Here is a 20044-nt window from a genome sequence, read left to right as displayed (position 1 = left end):
GTCGCCGATCCGGTCAGGTGACCACCGCCGATGTCACTGCATCGGTCCGGGGGCGGTCGGCATGTATTCCGCCCAGACGCCGTCGGCGAGGGTGAACTCCGTCAAGCCGAGCGACATCGCGATCTCGCAGACGACGACGAGGCGCTCCCGGGTCTGCTCGTCGGCGGCATCCACCGCTGCATTGGTCAACGGCTCGTCGCCGGAGATGACGTGCCTGAGGTATGCCAACCGACCGCGGGCATCAGCCTGCGTGTAGCCCTCGCGGGCCAGGTCGGCGGCCCTCCCCGGCAGGTAGTCGGGGTCGACCGGCATCATGATCTCATCGAAGGCGAACCAGCGCATCGTCGCATCGAAGTTCGCCAGCCATGCCTTCTCGGTCTCGGCGCAGATCGAAAGCTTGAAGATGGCGCCGTCCATCGCCTCCTCGCGCGATCCGCACGGAACCGAATTCCCGATCAGCATCGGCACCCCGGCCGGCAGGTCCCTGAAGGCCAGGTCGGCGCGCCAACCCTGCGGCGTCTCGTAGGCGTGGACGCCGGCGACGTTGCATAGGCGCCAGTGCGTCGACCACTTCGGGGACTGCATGATCGCGGCGAGCTCGGGCTTCTCGGCGGCGTCCGAGAGCTTCCCCTTGAGGGCGTCGAGCAAGGACGCAGCCTGCATCTGGTTCTGTATCGTTCCGTGATCGTACCGCATCGAACGCCGTTCCCGTGGCGGCCGGACTGGCCTGTCGCGGCAAATGTCCCATCGGCCACGGCAAGCCACAAACGGACCGTCGTTTCTGCCGCATTTCGACGAAGGGAAAACGGATCTTTGCGGCTCTGGGAGTCGAAACATTGGTGCTCGACCGGCTCATTCCCTAGGGAACGAGAGCGCTTCTTTGGTCCGTAGATCAGCCGCAGCCCTGCCGCCCGGGGCGGAGATCGTGGTGGTGCCGCCCGGCCTGCCGCGCACGAAGCCGCGTGCCCTCAACTGCGCCCTGCCCCTCGCCCGCGGCGCCTGCCTCGTGGTCTACGACGCCGAGGACGTGCCCGATCCGGGCCAGCTCCGCGCCGCCGCCGCGCTGTTCGCCCGCAGCGACCCGAGGACGGCCTGTCTCCAGGGGCGCCTCGTCATCGACAACCAGCGCGACGGCCCGCTGCCGAAATGCTTCGCCCTCGAATACGCCGCCCTGTTCGATGTACTGATCCCGGCGCTCGCCGCCTGGAACGTACCGATTCCGCTCGGGGGCACGTCGACGCATTTCCGGACCCACATCCTCCGGGCCGTCCACGGCTGGGATGCGTGGAATGTCACCGAGGATGCCGATCTGGGCCTACGCCTCGCGCGGGCGGGCTACCGGGTCGGCGACCTGCCGAGCAGCACCTTCGAGGAGGCTCCAGCGCGGCCCGGCGCATGGCTGCACCAGCGCGCCCGCTGGATGAAGGGCTTCATCCAGACGAGCTTCACCCACGGCCGTCAGCCGCGCGAGACGTTCCGCCAGCTCGGGGCGTTCGGGACCCTGGCCGCCATCGCCCTGGTGCCCGGCACCGTCGTCTGCGCCCTCGCCTACCCGTTCCTGATGGGGCACGCCGCCTACCGGTTCGTGTTCGCCGGGGTCGAACCCGTCGCGGGATTCTGGAGCAACCTGCCCACCGGCACGGCGGTCACGGTGTTCGTGTCCGGCCTCCTCGCCATGCTGCTGCCGGCCGCCCTCGGCTGCGTGCGCCGGGGCTGGTGGGACCTCCTGCCCTACGTGCCCCTGATGCCGGCCTACTTCCTCCTCGTCAGCGCCGGTGCCTGGCTCGGGCTCGTCGAACTCGTCCTCGCCCCCGACCGCTGGAACAAGACCGAGCACGGCCTGTCGCGCAGCTCCCGCAGCGGGGCGCTGCACCGAACCTGACCCTCAGCCCCAAAAGTGAATGCCGGTTCTCGGGAGAAGCCGATGCGGAGACAGAGCGCTCACAGCATCTTGGCGAGGTCGGCGGCGGCGGCCTCGGGCGGCTTGGTCAGGTTGAGGGCGTTGAGGAAGCGGTTCTGGCCATCCATCACGTAGACCAGGGCCGTGTGCTCCATGGTGTAGTCGCCGTCCTTGGTCGGCACCTTGCGGACATAGGCGCGGTAGCCTTTCACCGCCGCGGCGATCTCCTCCGGCGTGCCCGTCAGTCCGACGATGCGCGGGTCGAAGCTCGCCAGATAGGCTTTCAGGGCAGCGGGCGTGTCGCGCTCGGGGTCGACGGCGATGAACAGGGCCTTGGTGTCCTGGCCCTTCGGTCCCAGCGCGCGGAGCACGTCGCCGATCTGCTGCAGGGTCGTCGGGCAGACGTCCGGACAATGGGTGAAGCCGAAGAACACGAGATGCGTCCGGCCGGTGAAATCACGCTCGGTGACGCGGCGCCCGTTCTGATCCGTGAGGGTGAACGGTCCGCCGACGGTGCTGGTGGCGACGACGTTGGCCTGGGGCACCAGAACGAACACGGCGGCGACGCCCAGGGCGACGAGGCCGACGGCGAAGAAGATGAGCGGCAGAGCGCGACGCATGGGACACCTTGGCGGGGGATTCTCTGGGCGACCCTCGGGACCGATCCGGAACCCGAAGCCGCGAATCCCGAATCCGGAATTCTCAGGTCTGCAAGACCACGCGACCGGGATTCGGGCAACCGGCCCCGGCGTCGCGCGCGATATGAACGGGCTCGCTCCGTTCCCGACGCCGCGGATCTCCACAGGGTCACCACCGGAGCAGAAGGGCCCTGTGGGCGATGGTTCTTGGGGACGATGGGTTCTGGGGGACGATAGCTTCTTGGGTCGCGGTGCTTCACGTCTCCGCTGGCGGGGACTTCGCGATCATGGGGAATGCGGTTCGGAGCCCGATACGTTCGCCGTGGCCGAACTGAACGCCGCGCCGCAACTGGGCGCCCGTCAGATCGCGAGCTTGTCCGGCTCGGCCATCGCGGGGGCGGCCTGCGCACTCGTCCGACGCAGCGCCTCGCCGACCATGAGGAGCGCCGGCCCCTCGTGGCCCGAGGCCTCGACGCGGTCGGCGAGGTCGATGGCGCTGGCTTCCACCACTGTCTGGTTCGGCCGGGTGGCGTTGAACACGAGAAGCGCCGGGGTGCCGGGGGCGAGGCCCTCGGTCATGGCGCGCTCCAGCAGCACGCGCAGGGTCTTCTTCGGCATGTAGACCACGGTGGTCACGCTCGGATCGGCGAGGGCGCCCCAGTTCAGGTCCTCGGGCAGCGCCCCGCGCCGGTCGTGGCCGGTGACGTATTGCAGGCGCCGCGCCGCGTCGCGGTTGGTGAGCGAGACGCAGAGGGAGGCCGCGGCCCCCTGGGCCGCCGAGACGCCGGGCACGATGGAGACGGGGATGCCGGCCTCGCGGCAGGCGTCGATCTCCTCGCCGGCCCGGCCGAACACCAGGGGGTCGCCGGATTTCAGGCGCACCACCTGCTTGCCGGACTTGGCGAGCTGCACCATCAGGGCGTTGATGTCGTCCTGGCGGCAGGAGGGGCCGTGCCCGGTCTTGCCCACCAGCATGGTGCGGGCCTCGCGGCGCGCGTAGTCGAGGATCTCGGGCGCCACGAGGTCGTCGTAGAGGATCACGTCGGCATTGCGCAGCGCCCTGAGCGCCTTGAGGGTGAGGAGTTCGGCGTCGCCCGGTCCGGCACCCACCAGCGTGACGGCCCCGCCCTTCGGCGCGGCCTCGGTCTCGCCCAGCAACTCGGCGAGGTCCCTGTCGGTGGGCGCCCGGTCCGGCTCGGCGAAGGCGCGGTCGGTGAACCGCTCCCAGAAGGCGCGGCGGTCCGAAAAGCCGTGGAAGCGGGCGGTGACCTCCTCGCGCCAGTCGCGGGCGGCGCCGATCCAGGCCTTGAAGCCGCGCGGCAGCATGCCCTCGATGCGGGCGCGCACGGTCTGGCCGAAGACCGGGGCGGCGCCCTCCGTCGAGATGCCCACCACCATGGGCGAGCGGTTGACGATGGCGCCGAACTTCACGTCGCAGAGATGCGGGCGGTCGACGGCGTTGACGATGGCGCCGGCCCGGCGTCCGGCGGCGACGAAGGCGATGCAGTCGGCCTCGTCCTCCATGGCGCCGATGACGAAGGCCGCGCCCTGGAGGTCGGCCTCCGCCCACTGACGCGCGTGCAGGGTGACGGAGCCGGCGACGATCTCGCCCGGCACGGCGCGGAGTTCCTCGCTCGGCTCGGGGGCGTAGACGTCCACGTCCGCCCCGGCGGCGGCCAGCAGCTTCACCTTCCAGGGCGCGCCGCCGTTGGAGCCGGCCAGCACCGCGCGTTTGCCCTGCAACGGCACGAAGACCGGCAGGACGGCCAGGGGCTCGAGGCCGGCGGCATTGGCGCCGCGGGCGGATTCGGGACTGGCGGGGCGGGTTTCGCGGGGCTGGCGAGGTGTGCTCATGGATCTCGGATCGGGGTCCTTCGTACCCACAAAGTGAGCCTATGCTGCGTTGCGCGCAAGCGCCTGCGGCAGCAGCTTGCGGATCTCGGGGATGCACGAGCCGCAATTCGTTCCGGCCTTGCAGGCGACGCCGACGGCTTCGACGGAGCCGGCGCCGGCCGCGATCACGCCCGTGATCACGTCGAGGCCGACGCCGTGGCAGGCGCAGATCGTCGGACCGGCCGAGGCCGTCTCGGCCCGGCCCGAGAGCAGGGCGCGGCGGGCGGCGGGCTCGATCTCCTCGGCGGCGAAATACGCCTTGGCCGCCTCCCAGCTCGGTCGGGCCTCGCTCGGGGCGAGCGCCAGGCAGGCGACCAAGCGAACTCCGTCATAGACGGCGCAGCGGTAATGCCCCCGCGCATGGTCGGCGTACTCGGCGAGTTCCAGGCCCTGGAACAGGCCGCGCATCATCAGGGCGACGGCGCGCGAGCTCTCCTGGGTGGCGAAGTGCAGGCCGGACCCGCCCTCCACCGTGGCGCGCGCCCACCACCAGCCGGCGGGCGGGGTATGCGCCTCGCGGGTGAGCAGGAAGCCGCGATTGCGGTAGGGCGCTGGGCTCAACGCGGCCGGCGTCGCCTTGAGTTCGGGCTGGCCCGAGACCGGGTCCGGCACGCCGCGCACCAGGGCGCCGACGCGGGCATCCGACGCGGTGGCGTCGCTCCAATGGAAGGCGGCGAAGAGATCGCCCCGGCGCACGCCCTCCGTGACCATCGCCTCGAGGATCGCGGTGCCGTGGGGCGTGGAGATGCGGGCGAGATCGCCCTCCGCGACGCCGAGGCGGGCGGCATCGTCGGGGTGGATCTCGACGAAGGGCACGGCGCGGTGGGCCGAGAGACGCTGGCTCTTTCCCGTGCGCGTCATGGTGTGCCAGTGGTCGCGCACCCGGCCGGTGTTGAGGACGAAGGGGTGTTCCTCCGTGACGGGCTGGGCCAGGGCGGGCGCCTGCACGGCGACGAAGCGGGCACGCTTGTCGAAGGTGTAGAACTGGCCGTCGGCGAACAGGCGGGCCCGGCCCTTGCCGCGCTTCGGCAGGGGCCATTGCAGGGGGGGCGTTCCCGCATAAGTCGCATCGGGCATGTCCGCGAGGGCGCCGATGTCGAAATCGCGGGTGCCATTGTTCTCGTAGGCCGACAGGGCCGCGTGCTCGCGGAAGATCGCGGCCGCGTTGGGATAGGCGAAGGCCTCGCCGTGGCCGAGGCGCTTGGCCACGTCCGCGATGATCTGCCAGTCGGCCCGCGCCTCGCCGGGCGCCTTGAGGAAAGCGCGCTGGCGCGAGACCCGGCGCTCGGAATTCGTCACCGTGCCGTCCTTCTCGCCCCAGGCCAAGGCCGGCAGCAGCACGGTCTTCTTCCCCGTCGCCCGGGCGGTGTCGCTGTCGGCCACGGCCTCGGAGACCACGTAGAGGTCGAGGCCCTTCAGGCTCTCGCGGATGGCGTCGGCCCGGGGCATGGAGACGACGGGATTGGTGCCCATCACCCACAGGGCCTTGATCTTGCCGCGCGCCACCGCCTCGAACAGGGCCACCGCCTTCATGCCCTCGCCGGTGATGATGTTGGGCGCCTTCCAGAACCGGCGGACGCGGTCCACCTCCTCGGGGGCGAAGTGCATGTGGGCGGCGAGCATGTTCGCGAGCCCTCCGACCTCCCGCCCGCCCATGGCGTTGGGCTGGCCGGTGAGGGAGAACGGCCCCGCGCCGGGCCGACCGATGCGGCCGGTGGCGAGATGGCAGTTGATGATGGCGTTGCCCTTGTCGGTGCCCTGCGCCGACTGGTTCGCCCCCTGCGAGAACGCCGTGACCACGCGCTTCGTACCGGCGAACAGGGCGAAGAACCGGGCGACATCGGCCTCGGCGAGGCCCGTCGCGGCGGCGGTGGCGGCGACGCTCGGGGCGATGGCGGCGGCGCGCTCCAGGGCGCCGTCGAAGCCGCTGGTATGGTCGGCGACGTAGGCCGCATCGACGGCGCCGGTGGCGGCGAGATGCACGAGCAGGCCCGAGAACAGGGCGGTGTCGGAGCCGGGCGCTAGGCCGAGGAACAGGTCGGCCTCCTCCCCCGTCTGGGTGCGGCGGGGATCGACCACCACGAGCTTGGTGCCGCGCTTGGCGCGTGCGTCGATCATCCGGCGGAACAGGATCGGGTGGCACCAGGCGGTGTTGGAGCCGACGAGCACGATCACGTCGGCCTCGTCGAGGTCCTCGTAGCAGCCCGGCACGGTGTCCGAGCCGAAGGCGCGCCGATGGGCGGCCACGGCGCTCGACATGCACAGGCGCGAGTTGGTGTCGACGTGGGGGGTGCCGAGGAAGCCCTTCGCGAGCTTGTTGGCGACGTAGTAATCCTCCGTGAGGAGCTGGCCCGACAGGTAGAAGGCGATGGATTCCGGCCCGTGCTGCGCGGCGATCTTCTGCAGGGACCCCGCGACGGTGCCGAGCGCCGATTCCCAGCTCGCGCGCGCGCCGTCGACCTGCGGATGGAGCAGGCGGCCGTCCAGGGAGACGGTCTCGCCCAAAGCCGAGCCCTTGGAGCAGAGGCGGCCGAAATTGGCCGGATGCGCGGTGTCCCCGGCGATGCCGACCCCGCCCTGCCCGTCCGGCGTCGCGAGTACGCCGCAGCCGACGCCGCAATATGGGCAGGTGGTTTTGACGGGGGCGGGCGCCTGGACGTGCGCGTTCATGGCGTGATCCTCGGCGGGGTTTTTTGTCAGCATGGATGGGAGCAAGAGTCGGGCCTGAAGCGCCGGCCAGCCCTCCTCCCCCTTGTGGGGAGGAGTTGGAGGTGGGGGGGTCGGGTGCCCCTCATGCTGCGGGGTCTGGCGGAACCGCCCCCACTCCTAACCTCTCCCGACAAGGGGGAGAGGGACGCGCCCGTTCTGAAGAGCGCCAGATATGCGGAGTTCGATAGCCCACGGCGCCGGGAGGGTTTTGCCTCTCAGTACACGTCGGCCTGATACCGCCCGGTCTTCTTCAGATGGGCGAGGTAGGCCACGGCCTCGTCGGGGTTCTTGCCCCCGTGTTGGCCGGCGACGTCGATGATCGCCCGCTCCACATCCTTGGCCATGCGCTTGGCGTCGCCGCAGACGTAGAAATGGGCACCGCCCTCGAACCACTTCCAGAGTTCGGCGCCGTTCTCGCGCATGCGGTCCTGCACGTAGGTCTTTTCGCCGCCGTCGCGGGACCAGGCCAGGGACAGGCGGGTGAGCAGCTTCTTGTCCTTCAGGGCGTTGAGCTCGTCCCTGTAGAAGAAGTCGCTCGCTTGGCGTTGGTGGCCGTAGAACAGCCAGTTGCGGCCCGGCGCCTGCGTGGCGTCGCGCTCGCGCAGGAAGGCGCGGAACGGCGCGATGCCGGTGCCGGGGCCGACCATGATCACGTCCTTCGACAGGTCGTCGGGCAGGGCGAAGCCATGCGCCTTCTGGAGGTAGACCTTGACCTTCATGCCCTCGGGGATGCGCTCGCCGAGATGGGTCGAGGCCACGCCCAGCCGCAGGCGCGAGCGGTGGCTGTAGCGGACCGCGTCCACCGTGAGGGAGACCCGGCCGGGATCGGCCTTCGGCGAGGACGAGATCGAGTAGAGCCGGGGCTGCAACTCGTCGAGGGCTTCGAGGAACACCTCGGCGTCGGGCCGCGCGCCGGGGAACTTGTGGAGCGCGCCGAGCACGTCGAGATGGGCGGCGTCGCCGTCCGGATCCTCGCCGGCGGCGAGCGCCTGGGTCTTCTTGCGCGCTTCGCCCGAGGTGAGGAGGGAGAGGAGCTGGTAGAGCCCGTCGGGCGCGCCGCCCAGCGCATAGTCCGTGAGCAGGCAATCCCGCAGGGTCTTGCGTCCGATCCTGCGCTCGGGACGGGCCCCGAGCTCGGCGATGACCGCGTCGACCAGGGCCGGGGCGTTGGCGGGAAACAGCCCGAGGGAGTCGCCGACCACGTACTCGATGGGCGTGTCGGTCAGATCGATCTCGACGTGCCAGGTTTCCTTCTCGCCCCCAGGCGCGTTCAAGCGGAGCCGAGACAGGAACGTCGCCTCCACGGGGTTCTCGCGGCAGAAGCCGAGGGGGCCGAGGGTCGGTTCGGCCTTGGGCGCGGTGTCGCCGGCGGTCTTCGGGGCGGCCCCGCCGCCGGCGCCGAACTCCTCGTCGAGCTTCTTCAGCATCCGGAGCGTGTCCTTGCCGCCGGGCTGGCACAGGTTCAGGCGCTCCTCGCTCTTGAGGAAGATGGCGTTGGCGTAGTCGGCGCAGTTGTAGCCGCACTGGCCGCAATCCTGCTGCGCCATGGCGGCCATGAGCTTCTGCGCCTCGGGCCGTTCACGCGCGAGCTCCATCCGGTCGGGCAGGGGCATCGACGGGTCGTGCCACGGCGCGTCGTCGTTGTCGGCGAGCTTTTGGCCGCCGCCCATGTCGCCGGGGGCCAGCGCCGTGGCGCCCTCGACGGCGGGGCCCAGAAGGGCGGCGAAGTAGCCCGACAGCCACGAGCGCTGGTCGGGGTTGAACGGGGCGTTCTCGGGGATGAGAACCAGCGGGGGCGTGACGTGCTCGCTCATGCGGCTGCCTTCAGGACGGGTTGCTCTTCGGCACTGTGGCGCAGGGATTCGGGACCGGTGCGCAGGGTGAAGGCCTGGAAGCTCTCCTGCGGGCCCTCGCGGCTGCCGAGGTAGCTGCGTAGGAGCGCCTCGATCCGGGCCGGGCAATCCTCGGCCTTCACGGCCTTCCAGATCTCGGTGCCGATCTTCGGGCTGTCGCCGAAGCCGCCGCCGACGACGATGTCGTAGCCCTCGACGGTGTCGCCCTCCTCCGAGACCACCACCTTGGCGCCGATGAGCCCGATGTCGCCGATGTAGTGCTGGGCGCAGCTATGGTGGCAGCCCGTGAGGTGCACGTTCACCGGCACGTCGAGCTCCTTGAGGTTGGCCTCGATGTAGTCGGCGATGACGAGGGCGTGGCCCTTGGTGTCCGAGGCGGCGAACTTGCAGCCCTGGTTGCCCGTGCAGGCGACGAGGCCGGCGCGGATGCTCGACGCCTCCGTGGTGAGGCCCAAGGCGGCGACCCGTGCCTGGACCTCGGCCACCTTCGCGTCAGGAACCCCGGAAAACAGGAAGTTCTGCCAGACGGTCATGCGGATGGCGCCGTCGCCGCATTCGGTCGCGATTCTGGCCAGATCCCGCATCTGGTCGGTGGTGAGCTTACCGACGGGCAGGATCACGCCGATCCAGTTGAGGCCGGGCTGCACCTGGGCGTGCACGCCCACATGTGCGAAGCGGTCCATGGGGCCGCGCGGGGCAACATGGGCGGGATCGACGCGGTCGAGTTTGCGGCCGAGTTCGTCTTCGACGGCGGCGAGGTACTTGTCGAAGCCCCAGGCGTCGAGGACGTATTTCATCCGGCTCTTGTTGCGGTTGGTCCGGTCGCCGTTCTTGATGAAGACCCGCAGGATGGCGTCCGCCACCCGGTTGCAATCCTCGGGCTTCAGCACGACGCCGGTGTCGCGGGCGAGATCGCGGTGGCCCGAGATGCCGCCGAGCACGAGGCGCATCCAGATGCCGGGCGCCACGGCGGCGCCGTCGAGAACCCGGATGGCCTGGAAGCCGATGTCGTTGGTCTCCTCCAGCACCGGCATGACCCCGCCGCCGTCGAAGGCGACGTTGAACTTGCGCGGCAGGCCGAACAGCGAGCGGTCGTTGAGGATGTGGTTGTGCCAGGATTTGGCCAGCGGCCGGGTGTCGAGCAGTTCCTGGGCGTCGATGCCGGCGACCGGCGAGCCGGTGACGTTGCGGATGTTGTCGGCGCCCGCGCCGCGCGCGGTCAGGCCGAGGTCGATGAGGCCGTCGAGGAAGGGCTGGCCGTGCTCGGGCGTGATCTCGCGGACCTGGAGGTTCGCCCGGGTGGTGACGTGGCTGTAGCCGCCGCCATGGGTGTCGGCGAGATCCGCGATGCCGGCGAACTGCCAGTGCTGCAGGATGCCGTTGGGGATGCGCAGGCGGCACATGTAGGAGTTCTGGGCCGGTGCCACCCAGAACAGGCCGTGATAGCGCCAGCGGAAATTGTCCTCCGGTTTCGGGGCCTTGCCGGTGGCGGCCTCCGCGATGAGGCGGTTGTGGCCGTCGAAGGCGTTCTCGGCGCGCTTCCACTTCTCCTGGTCGCAGAGCTTGCCGCCGGCCTTCACCGTGGCGTCCTGGGCCTTGATGTGGATGGCGTCGGGCCCGGTGGGTTCGGCCGGGGGGGCGCTTGCCTGCCCGAGGGCGAGGCCGCCGGTGAGGCGGGCCGCGGAGATGCCGGAGGCGAAACCTTCGAGGTAGCGCTTCTGCTCGGCGTTGAAATCGTCAGCCATGAAAGCCTCCGTCAGGCTGCGAGGGGTTGGGGGGCGGTTCGCCCGAACATCAGGTCGTCGCGATGCGCCGCGACGGAGGCGCCGGTGCGGATGAGATCCTTGCACCAGCCCTGCTCGGCGATGTCGCCGACGAACACGGCGCCGAGCAGCCGGTCGTCGGCGACGATGAGCTTGCGGTAGAGCCCGAGGCCGGGATCGCTCATGAGGATCGTCTCGGAGCCCTCCGGCGCCTCGATGGCGCCGGCCGAGAACACCGGCAGGCCCGAGACCTTGAGGCTGGTGGCGAGCGACGTGCCCGCATAGGCCACCTCCTCGCCGACGAGGTGGCGGCTCAAGGTCTCGGCCTGCTCGTAGGCGGGCTCGACGAGGCCGTAGATCTGGCCGCGATGCTCGGCGCATTCGCCGAGCGCGAAGATGCGAGGATCGGACGACTGCATCCGGTCGTCGACCTTGATGCCGCGGCCCACCGCGATCCCGGCATTCTGGGCCAGGGCCACGTTGGGGCGCACCCCCACGGACATCACCACGAGGTCGGCGGGCAGCACGGTGCCGTCCGACAGGATCAGGCGCTCGACTTTTCCGTCACCCTCGACGGTGGCGGTGTCGGCCTTGAGCAGCACCTTGACGCCCCGCGCCTCCATGGCGCGCTTCACCAGGCCAGCGGCGGCGTGGTCGAGCTGGCGCTCCATCAGCCGGTCCATGACGTGGAGAAGCGTGGTGTCGACGCCCAGGCGCGCGAGGCCGACGGCGGCCTCGAGCCCGAGAAGCCCGCCGCCGATGACGATGGCGCGGGCGTGCTCCACCGCCGCCTTGCGGATGGCGGTCACATCCGCGAGGTCGCGGAACGTGAGGACGCCGGGCAGGTCCATGCCGGGCTTCGGCAGCCGGATCGGCACGGAGCCGACCGCGAGCACGAGCCTGTCGAAGGGCAGGACGTGGGTCTCGCCCACCATCACGAGGCCGTTCTCGCGGTCGATTTCGGTGACCGGCGCGCCCGTGATGAGGCGGATGCCGTGGCTCTCGTACCAGTCGAGGCCCCGGAACGCGCAACCGGCCTCGTCGACTTCGCCGCCCAGCAGGGACGAGAGCAGGACGCGGTTGTAGGCCGCCTGCGGTTCGGCGCCGACGACGGAGACGTCGTAGCGCCCCGGCGCCCGCTCGGTGAGGCGCTCCAGAAACCGCAACGACGCCATGCCGTTGCCGATGACGACCAGCCGATCCTTCATCGCCGCGTCTCAGGCCGCCATGGCCGGCTTGGCGTGCCGGGCATAGAGGAACTCGAGGACGGCGGCGCGGGCGTGGGTGTATGTGGCGTCCTCCACGAGATCGAGGCGGCGGCGCGGCCGCTCGAGATCGACGGTCAGGATCTCGCCCACCGTGGCGGAGGGGCCGTTGGTCATCATCACGATGCGGTCCGAGAGCAGCACCGCCTCGTCGACATCGTGGGTGATCATGATCACGGCGTTCTTCAGCCGCGCATGGATGTCCATGAGCGAGTCCTGGAGATGCGCCCGGGTGAGCGCGTCGAGGGCCCCGAACGGCTCGTCGAGGAGCAGGACCTTCGGCTCCATGGCCAGCGCCCGGGCGATGCCGACGCGCTGCTTCATGCCGCCCGAGATCTCGCTCGGGCGCCGGTCGGCGGCGTGGGTCATGTTCACCAGCGCCAGGTTGTGGTCGATCCAGGCCCCACGCTCGGCCCGCGATTTCTTGCCCTTGAACACCTTGTCGACGGCGAGCGCCACGTTCTCCCGCACCGTGAGCCAGGGCAGGAGAGAGTGGTTCTGGAACACCACGGCGCGGTCGGGGCCGGGGCTGTTCACTTCCTTGTCCTCGAGCAGCACGCCGCCGGTCGAGGCCTTGAGCAGGCCGGCGACGATGTTGAGCACCGTCGACTTGCCGCAGCCGGAATGGCCGATGAGCGAGACGAACTCGCCCTTGTCGATCTTCACGCTGACGTCGCGGAGCACCTCGTTGGTGCGGCCGCCGCGGGTGAAGGAGATGCCGACGTTCTCGATGCTGAGATAGGTCATGGGATGATCCTCAGGCCGTCGCGGTGCCGCGGGTGACGAGATTGCCGACGAAGGCGACGAAGCGGTCGAGGATGAAGCCGATGATGCCGACATAGACGAGGGCGACGATGATCTCGGAGATGTGGGAGGAGTTCCACGCGTCCCAGATGAAGAAGCCGATGCCGACGCCGCCGATGAGCATCTCGGCCGCCACGATGGCGAGCCAGGACAGGCCGACGCCGATGCGCAGGCCGGTGAAGATGTACGGCGCCGCCGAGGGCAGCATGATCTTGGAGAAGAACTCCAGCGGGTTGAGGCGCAGCACCGCCGAGACGTTGCGGTAATCCTGCGGGATGTTGCGGATGCCGACCGCCGTGTTGATGATGATCGGCCAGATCGAGGTGATGAAGATCACGAAGATCGCCGACGGCTGGCCGTCCCGGAAGGCGGCGAGCGAGAGCGGCAGCCAGGCGAGCGGCGGGATCGTGCGCAGCACCTGGAAGATCGGGTCGAGGCCGCGCATGGCCCATTCCGACTGCCCGATCAGGGTACCGACGAGGATGCCCACCACGGTGGCGAGGGCGAAGCCCAGGGCCACGCGCTGGATGCTGGCGGAGATGTGCCAGAACAGGCCCTTGTCGGTGCCGCCGTTGTCGTAGAACGGGTGGGCGATGATGTCCCACGCCTCGGTGACGACGCGCGAGGGCGGCGGCAGGCCGGCGCCGGGGCGCGAGCACAGCAGCTCCCAGATCACCAGGAAGGCGATGAGCACCACCACGGGCGGGATCAGGTTTTTCGCGATGGTGTTCAGGGTGGCCATCGTGACGAACGGCGCGCGCTTGGGTTTGGCGGCCGCCTTCGCGATGGCGGGGCTGGCGGCGATGGTGGAGGTGTTGGCCATCACGCGGTCCTCTTGATGCCGAGGCTGGACAGGTAGGCGGCGGGATCGGCCGGATCGAAGACCTTGCCGTCGAAGAACGTTTCCTTGCCGCGCGACGTGGAGGTCGGGATCGCGGCGACGCCGAGGGCCTTGGCCGCCTCGCGCCAGATGTCCTCGCGGTTCACCTTGGCGATGAGGGCCTTGGTGTCGGTCTGCGCATCGAACTTGCCCCAGCGGATGTCCTCGGTGAGGAACCACAGGTCGTGGGACTGGTACGGGTAGGAGGCGTTGTCGGCGAAGAACTTCATGATGTGCGGGCTGTTCTCGACCATGCGGCCGTCGCCGTAATCGATGGTGCCCTTCATCCGGCCGGCGACGTCGGCCACCGGGATGTTGATCCATTGGCGCTTGGCCACGATGGCGGCGAACTCGTCCCGGTTCTCGGGCTTGTCGCACCACATCTGCGCTTCGAGCACCGCCATGGTCAGGGCTTTGGCGGCGTTCGGATGCTTCTCGACCCAGGAGGCCCGCATGGCGAAGGCCTTCTCGGGGTGGTCCTTCCAGAGTTCGCCGGTGGTGAGCGCCGAGTAGCCCAGGCCCTGCTGCACGAGCTGCGCGTTCCACGGCTCGCCGACGCAGAAGCAGTCCATGGTGCCGACCTTCATGTTCGCCACCATCTGGGGCGGCGGCACGACGATGGTCTCGATGTCCTTGTCGGGGTCGATGCCGCCGGCGGCCATCCAGTAGCGGATCCAGAGGTCGTGGGTACCGCCCGGGAAGGTCATGGCCGCCTTCACGGACTTGCCCGAGGCCTTCTTCTTCTCGACGGCCGCCTTGAACACCTTGGAATCGAGCCCGACCTTCTGGTCGAGGTATTCCTTGGCCACGGAGATGCACTGGCCGTTGACGTTGAGGCGCGCCAGGATCTGCATCGGCACCGGGACGTTGTTCTGCGTCACCCGGCCCGCGGTGATGAGGTAGGGCATCGGCGAGAGGATGTGGGCGCCGTCGATGCCGTTGCCCTCGGAGCCGAGCACGAGGTTGTCGCGGGTGGTGCCCCAGCTCGCCTGCTTCAGCACCTCCACGTCGGGCATGCCGTGCTTGGCGAAGAAGCCCTTCTCCTTGGCGACGAACAGCGGGCCGGCATCGGTGAGGGCGATGAAGCCGAGCTTGGCTCCCTTCACCTCCGGGCCCGCCCCCTGCGCGAAGGCGCCGCCCGGGAAGGCCGTCCGGGCGAGTGCCGCCAGGGAGAGGGTCGCGGCGGCCCCCTTCAGGACGTTGCGCCGGCTGTTGCGAAAACCATCACTCATCGAAACCGGAATCCTCGCCAGGACTGCAAAGCGCCAAAACAGAAAGCCGCCGACCAAGCACATCCGTCGGACGCATAACGGTGCGTGCCTTGGGGAGACTCGGGTCAGCGGCTCTGCCGACGGATAAGGCCCGTCGTCGTTGACGGGCCTTCGGCTCCTAGCAGGAGGCGTGCCAGGACGAAGGGACGGCCTCCGTGCGTGCGTCCCGGCAATCCTGTCGGGGATCCTGCGCGCGACCTAAGCGGATGCCAGTTCTGGAATTTTTCCAGTTTGTCTCAGGTCCCTCCGTAATGGTCGGGCGAGACGGGCCCGAGCGCGACGCACGGCCTCACGGACCTGTGATTCTACGTGCCGGAACCATATCGTCCTCCGACTCGGTGGAAAGCCTCGCTCCCGCACTGCACAATCCGCGTGCAGAATGCCGGTGGCACGGGCATGTGCCCGCCCAGTGCGAGCCGCATCAATCCGGCAGAGCGGCGTCGTACAGATCCGGGCGATAGAGGCCGTGGGCGCGCTCGCTCACCTCGGGCGTGGCGACGATCTGGCCGGCCTCCGTCATTCGGTCGAGGAGCCAATCGACCTGGGCGGGCCTCGGCCGCTCGGCCGTCTCGCCGAACAGGACGAAATCCGGCGCGTCCCGTCGCGTGCCGTCGGGATCCACCACCACCGTGCCGGCCAGGGCGCGGCGGACGAGGGCGGGCGCGATGGCGAGGTGGTCCGGCCGCGCGAGCAGGCGTGCGAGTTCCTCGTGGTTCTCGCGCCGCGCGCACCAGCGGCCGGCCCGACGCACCGCCCGCACCAGGGCTCCGCAGGTCGGCGCCGCGTAGGCGGGCAGGGCCAGCACCTTCTCGGGGCAGTCCGGTGCGAGCGCACAGCCGAAGGCCGCGATCCGACCGTAGCCCTCCTCCACCGCGAGGCTGTTCCAGGGACTTCCCGCGCAGAAGCCGTCGATGTGCCCATCCCGCAGGGCTTCGGCGATGCGCGGTGGCGGGATCACCACCATCCGCACCGTCCCATCGAGGTCGAGGCCGCCGCGCGCGGCGAACAGGCGGAGCTGATAGGTGTGGCTCGAGAACGGATGCACGGTGCCGAGGGTCAACGGAGCCCCCTGCCCCGCGCGCGCGCGGGCCACCCCGGCGAAGGCCGAGGCCACCGTGTCGAGGCCCTTGTCCCCCGGTCCGTCGCGCATCATGGCGGCCCAGAGCGGCCGCGACACCGTGATGGCGTTGCCGTTGAGGTTGAGGGCGAGGGGCACGGCGAGGCGCGTCTCGGGTCCGCTGATCCCGAGGCTGCTGGCCAGGGCCAGGGGCGCCAGCATGTGGGCGCCGTCGAGGTGGCCGAGGGCCAGCCTGTCGCGCAGGGTCGCCCACGAGGGCTCGCGGACGAGATCCACCGCCAGCCCCTCGGCCGCGGTGAACCCGCGCTCCACGGCGACGATGAGCGCCGCCGCATCGACGAGGGGCACGTATCCCAGAGCGAGTCTCATCTGACCACGGCTCTCATCCGAGCAGATCCGCCGCCGTGACGATGGCGCGGGCGATGTCGGCGATCTTGCGCTTCTCGTTCATGGCTTTCCGCCGCATCAGCCGGTAGGCCTCCTCCTCGGGGAGGCCCTTGGCCGTCATCAGGATGCCCTTGGCCCGCTCGATGAGCTTGCGGTCGGCGAGTTCGCCCCGCGCCTCCAGCAGTTCGCGCTGCAGCCGCGCGAAGGCGTTGAACCGCAGGATCGCGACATCGAGGATCGAGCGGATGCGCTGCGGGTGCAGGCCGTCGACCACGTAGGCCGAGATGCCCGCATCCACCGCCGCCTGCATCATCGGCACGTCCGAGCGGTCGACGAACATCGCCACCGGCCGCTCGACGTGGCGCGACAGGCCGGACATCTGCTCGAGGATGTCGCGGCTCGGGCTCTCGACATGGATCACCACCACGTCGGGGTTCAGGGCGGCGACGCGGGCGGGAAGATCGGCGGTGTCGGGCAGGATCACCACGCGGGCGATGCCGGCCGCCGCCAGACCCTCTTCGAGGATCGCCGCGCGCGCCGGGCTCGGGTCGATCACGGCCACGGTGAGGGACGGCTCGGTCATCGGTGTCCGAAAGCGGGGCTGGGTGTCCGAAGCGAAGGGCGCGGGGTCCGACATTGGGGGAAGGCCGCCCTTCCGCTGATCGCACGGCCTCACGATTCTCGGCAAGGCGAGGTTTTGGGCACGGGCGGTTCGTCGTGTCGGCAACGGCCTCGGCCCGAAGCAGCGGGGAGCGGGATGCATCGCGCCCGGCGTGGTTTACCTTTGCGAAAGGAAATAGCCCAGCTTCCGCCGTAAACGGCGCCGCTAATGGGGTTTCGAAGACGATGGATTGCGAGGACGCCGGCATGACGGAGCGAAGCCAGTGCGGGTGTGCCAATGACGGCCTCGCCATGGATGCAACCTCCGGCGTCACCCCGCCCCTGCTTCCCACCCTCGTCATGGCCCTCGTGCTCGGCGCGGCCTCGCTGTTCTGCCGCGAACCGGAGGTGCCCGCCCCGGCCCCCACGACCCTCGCGGCGCGGATCGCTTCGGCGCCCGCGACCCTGGTGTCCGAGGCCGTTCCCGCGACGCCCTTCGTGCCCGCCGCCCTCACCTTTCCGCGCCAGTTCCCCCTGATGGTGGCGGCGCACGTCGCCGCTCCGGTACAAGGCACCCCTCCGGTACAAGGCACCGTCGCGGCGCCCGCCGTCGCGCAGCACCGGCCCTCCGGGCCCCGTGTCGCCGCCCTGCGTCGGCCCGCCCCCGCCAAGGCCATTGCCGCCCCCGCGGCGGCGCAGCACGCCGATCCCGTCGGGACCGTGGCGCAGGCGGAGGTGCCCGTCGAGGAGGGCGGCCTCCTGCCCGATCTCGCCCTGCCCTTCGCCCCGGCGATCCGGGCCGTGGGCCGGGCTCGCGATTTCGTCGGCGTTCAGGGCGCTGCGGCGCGCACGCAGGCCTCTGCGCTGGGCGGCGCGGTGGTGGACTTCGTCGGGACCCTGCGCTGAACGCAGTCCGGTTTCACCCCGGTTTCGCCGCCCGGCTTCGGGCAATCGCCGAATGGACCCTGGACCCTGCCCCCTCGGGGGACTAGGTGGACGCCATCGATGGTGCGGCGCCACGCGGCGGGGCCCATCGAGAGGTGGCCGCGACGAGGGCGTGAATGGCGGGACGGATCGAGGATTACGCGCTCGTCGGTGACGGCCGCACCGCTGCCCTGATCGGGCGCGACGGCAGCGTCGACTGGCTGTGCTGGCCCCGGTTCGATTCCGCCGCCTGCTTCGCCGCCCTCCTGGGCACCGAGGATCACGGCTTCTGGAAGCTCGGCCCCGCCGACCCGGCGGCGAAGACCTCGCGGCAGTACCGGACCGGCAGCCTCGTCCTCGAGACCGAACACGAGACGGAGGCCGGATGCGTCCGGGTGACCGACTACATGCCGGCCAACGACGGCTCCCACCTCGTGCGCATCGTCGAGGGACTGCGCGGCGACGTCGCCATGCGGATGCATCTCGCCGTACGGTTCGATTACGGCTTGGCCGTGCCGTGGGTGTCGCACAACGAGCTCGGGGACCTGCGCGCCATCTCGGGGCCGCACAAGGTGGTCCTGCGCACCCTCGTGCCGCTCCACGGCGAGGGCCAGACTACGGCGGCCGATTTCACCGTGGCGGCGGGCGAGAGCGTCGCCTTCACCCTGAGCTACGGCCCCTCGCACGAGGACGACCCCCCGCCGGTGCAGCCGCGCAAGGTGCTGTTCGAGACCGATCGCCACTGGCGCGACTGGTCGAACCGCTGCGCCCGCGGCACGCCGTGGGACGCCATCCTGCAGCGCTCGCTGCTGACCCTGAAGGCGCTGATCTACCATCCCACCGGCGGCATCGTCGCCGCGCCCACCACCTCCCTGCCGGAGGACCTCGGCGGCGTGCGCAACTGGGATTACCGGTTCTGCTGGCTCCGCGATTCCACCTTCACCCTCATCGCGATGATGGATGGCGGCTACCTCGACGAGGCCCGCGCCTGGCGCGACTGGCTCGTGCGGGCGGTGGCCGGCAACCCCGAGCAGGCCCACATCCTCTACGGCATCGCCGGCGAGCGCATGCTGCCGGAGATCGAACTCGACTGGTTGCCCGGCTACGAGAACTCGAAGCCCGTGCGCATCGGCAACGCGGCCGTCGAGCAGTTCCAACTCGATGTCTACGGCGAGATCTTCGACGCCCTCTACCAGGCGCGCCAGCGCGGCCTGCTCGGCGATGCCGATGGCTGGCGCGTCGGCCTGGCGCTCCTGCGCCACCTCGAGAAGGTCTGGAGCACGCCGGACGAGGGCATCTGGGAGGTGCGCGGCGGGCGCCGGCACTTCGTCCATTCCAAGGTGATGGCCTGGGTCGCCTTCGACCGGGCGATCCGCTCCCAGGAAGAGGGCGAAACCCGCCCAGGGGCGCCGGTGGAGCGCTGGCGCGAGATCCGCGACCAGATCCACGCCGAGGTCTGCGAGAAGGGCTTCGACACGGAGCTGAACAGCTTCGTGCAGTCCTACGGTTCGAAGCGCCTCGACGCGAGCCTGCTGCTCATCGCCCATATGGGGTTCCTGCCCCAGCACGATCCGCGCGTCGTCGGCACCGTCGAGGCCATCGGCCGGACCCTCATGCGCGACGGCTTCGTCCTGCGCTACGACACCGAGGACCAGACCACGGACGGCCTGCCGGGCGACGAGGGCGCCTTCCTGCCGTGCAGCTTCTGGTACGCCGACAACCTCATCGGGCTCGGCCGCTGCGAGGAGGCCAGGGCCCTGATCGAGAAACTCATCGGCGTCTGCAACGACGTCGGCCTCGTCTCGGAAGAGTACGACGTGAAGGCCAAGCGCCTCGTCGGCAACTTCCCACAGGCGTTCAGCCACGTCACATTGGTGAACACCATCCTGAACTACAGCCGCGCCAACGGGCCGGCCCGGGAACGCAGCGCGGGCGCGGAGGATGGAACCGGGTCCGAGGGGGCATGCTTCCAGGGGGACGAGGCCGGGGAGGCCAAGGTCGACGAAATCAAGGTCGACGAAATCAAGGCGGTCGAGATGTCGGCCTGACGGCCGGCACTATGGGAATCGAGGTGGGCGG

Annotated in this window: 14 protein-coding genes and 1 pseudogene; 3 read left to right on the top strand and 12 right to left on the bottom strand. The window is 70.2% G+C overall.

What is annotated here, in order from left to right:
* Positions 1-33: 33 nt before the first annotated feature.
* On the bottom strand, positions 34-663 hold the full coding sequence (locus ASF52_RS04715; RefSeq protein WP_056168474.1) for a hypothetical protein: 630 nt from the start codon (positions 661-663) through the stop codon (positions 34-36).
* 232 nt (positions 664-895) lie between these two features.
* On the opposite strand from ASF52_RS04715, the pseudogene ASF52_RS04710 reads away from it, so the two are divergent.
* Positions 896-1882: pseudogene (locus ASF52_RS04710) on the top strand (glycosyltransferase family 2 protein); the annotation flags it as partial.
* A 59-nt stretch (positions 1883-1941) separates the two neighbouring features.
* Here the strand turns inward: ASF52_RS04710 and ASF52_RS04705 are convergent.
* The 11 genes from ASF52_RS04705 to ASF52_RS04655 all read right to left on the bottom strand — a co-directional run bounded on the left by ASF52_RS04705 (position 1942) and on the right by ASF52_RS04655 (position 17024).
* A complete protein-coding gene (locus ASF52_RS04705) occupies positions 1942-2520 on the bottom strand; it encodes an SCO family protein (protein WP_056168470.1) in 579 nt (192 codons plus the stop codon).
* A 378-nt stretch (positions 2521-2898) separates the two neighbouring features.
* Positions 2899-4392 (bottom strand): siroheme synthase CysG, encoded by a 1494-nt coding sequence (cysG, locus tag ASF52_RS04700; RefSeq protein WP_056168467.1) that lies wholly within the window; start codon positions 4390-4392, stop codon positions 2899-2901.
* 39 nt (positions 4393-4431) lie between these two features.
* Positions 4432-7101, bottom strand: coding sequence for a nitrate reductase (locus ASF52_RS04695; RefSeq protein WP_056168463.1), 2670 nt, complete (start codon positions 7099-7101; stop codon positions 4432-4434).
* A 254-nt stretch (positions 7102-7355) separates the two neighbouring features.
* Positions 7356-8954, bottom strand: a complete 1599-nt coding sequence (locus ASF52_RS04690) for a sulfite reductase subunit alpha (protein WP_056168459.1) — start codon at positions 8952-8954, stop codon at positions 7356-7358.
* Positions 8951-10738, bottom strand: coding sequence for a NirA family protein (locus ASF52_RS04685; protein WP_056168458.1), 1788 nt, complete (start codon positions 10736-10738; stop codon positions 8951-8953). Before ASF52_RS04685 ends, ASF52_RS04690 begins: the two co-directional genes overlap by 4 nt.
* A gap of 11 nt (positions 10739-10749) precedes the next feature.
* Positions 10750-11964 (bottom strand): NAD(P)/FAD-dependent oxidoreductase, encoded by a 1215-nt coding sequence (locus ASF52_RS04680; protein WP_056168455.1) that lies wholly within the window; start codon positions 11962-11964, stop codon positions 10750-10752.
* Positions 11965-11973: 9 nt separating this feature from the next.
* A complete protein-coding gene (locus ASF52_RS04675) occupies positions 11974-12768 on the bottom strand; it encodes an ABC transporter ATP-binding protein (protein WP_056168452.1) in 795 nt (264 codons plus the stop codon).
* Positions 12769-12778: 10 nt separating this feature from the next.
* Positions 12779-13648, bottom strand: coding sequence for a nitrate ABC transporter permease (ntrB, locus tag ASF52_RS04670; protein ID WP_056168449.1), 870 nt, complete (start codon positions 13646-13648; stop codon positions 12779-12781).
* On the bottom strand, positions 13648-14937 hold the full coding sequence (locus tag ASF52_RS04665) for a CmpA/NrtA family ABC transporter substrate-binding protein (protein ID WP_056168446.1): 1290 nt from the start codon (positions 14935-14937) through the stop codon (positions 13648-13650). The genes ntrB and ASF52_RS04665 overlap by 1 nt, the downstream gene beginning before the upstream one ends.
* 460 nt (positions 14938-15397) lie before the next feature.
* A complete protein-coding gene (locus ASF52_RS04660; RefSeq protein WP_056168443.1) occupies positions 15398-16423 on the bottom strand; it encodes a CmpA/NrtA family ABC transporter substrate-binding protein in 1026 nt (341 codons plus the stop codon).
* A gap of 13 nt (positions 16424-16436) precedes the next feature.
* Positions 16437-17024 carry an ANTAR domain-containing response regulator gene (locus tag ASF52_RS04655; RefSeq protein ID WP_056168611.1) on the bottom strand — a complete coding sequence of 196 codons (588 nt, stop codon included), beginning with the start codon at positions 17022-17024 and terminating at the stop codon, positions 16437-16439.
* A 284-nt stretch (positions 17025-17308) separates the two neighbouring features.
* On the opposite strand from ASF52_RS04655, the gene ASF52_RS04650 reads away from it, so the two are divergent.
* Entirely contained in the window at positions 17309-17947 is a 639-nt protein-coding gene (locus ASF52_RS04650; RefSeq protein ID WP_156629966.1) for a hypothetical protein, read from the top strand.
* Positions 17948-18102: 155 nt separating this feature from the next.
* The gene (locus tag ASF52_RS04645) at positions 18103-20013 is read left to right on the top strand and encodes a glycoside hydrolase family 15 protein (protein WP_082515189.1); all 1911 of its coding nucleotides are present in this window, start codon (positions 18103-18105) and stop codon (positions 20011-20013) included.
* Positions 20014-20044: the final 31 nt, after the last annotated feature.

It is taken from the genome of Methylobacterium sp. Leaf112 (assembly GCF_001423295.1).
In the GTDB taxonomy this organism is placed as follows: domain Bacteria; phylum Pseudomonadota; class Alphaproteobacteria; order Rhizobiales; family Beijerinckiaceae; genus Methylobacterium.
The sequence above is the reverse complement of the archived record's forward strand: the minus strand, read 5'-3'. Positions and strand labels throughout refer to the sequence as shown.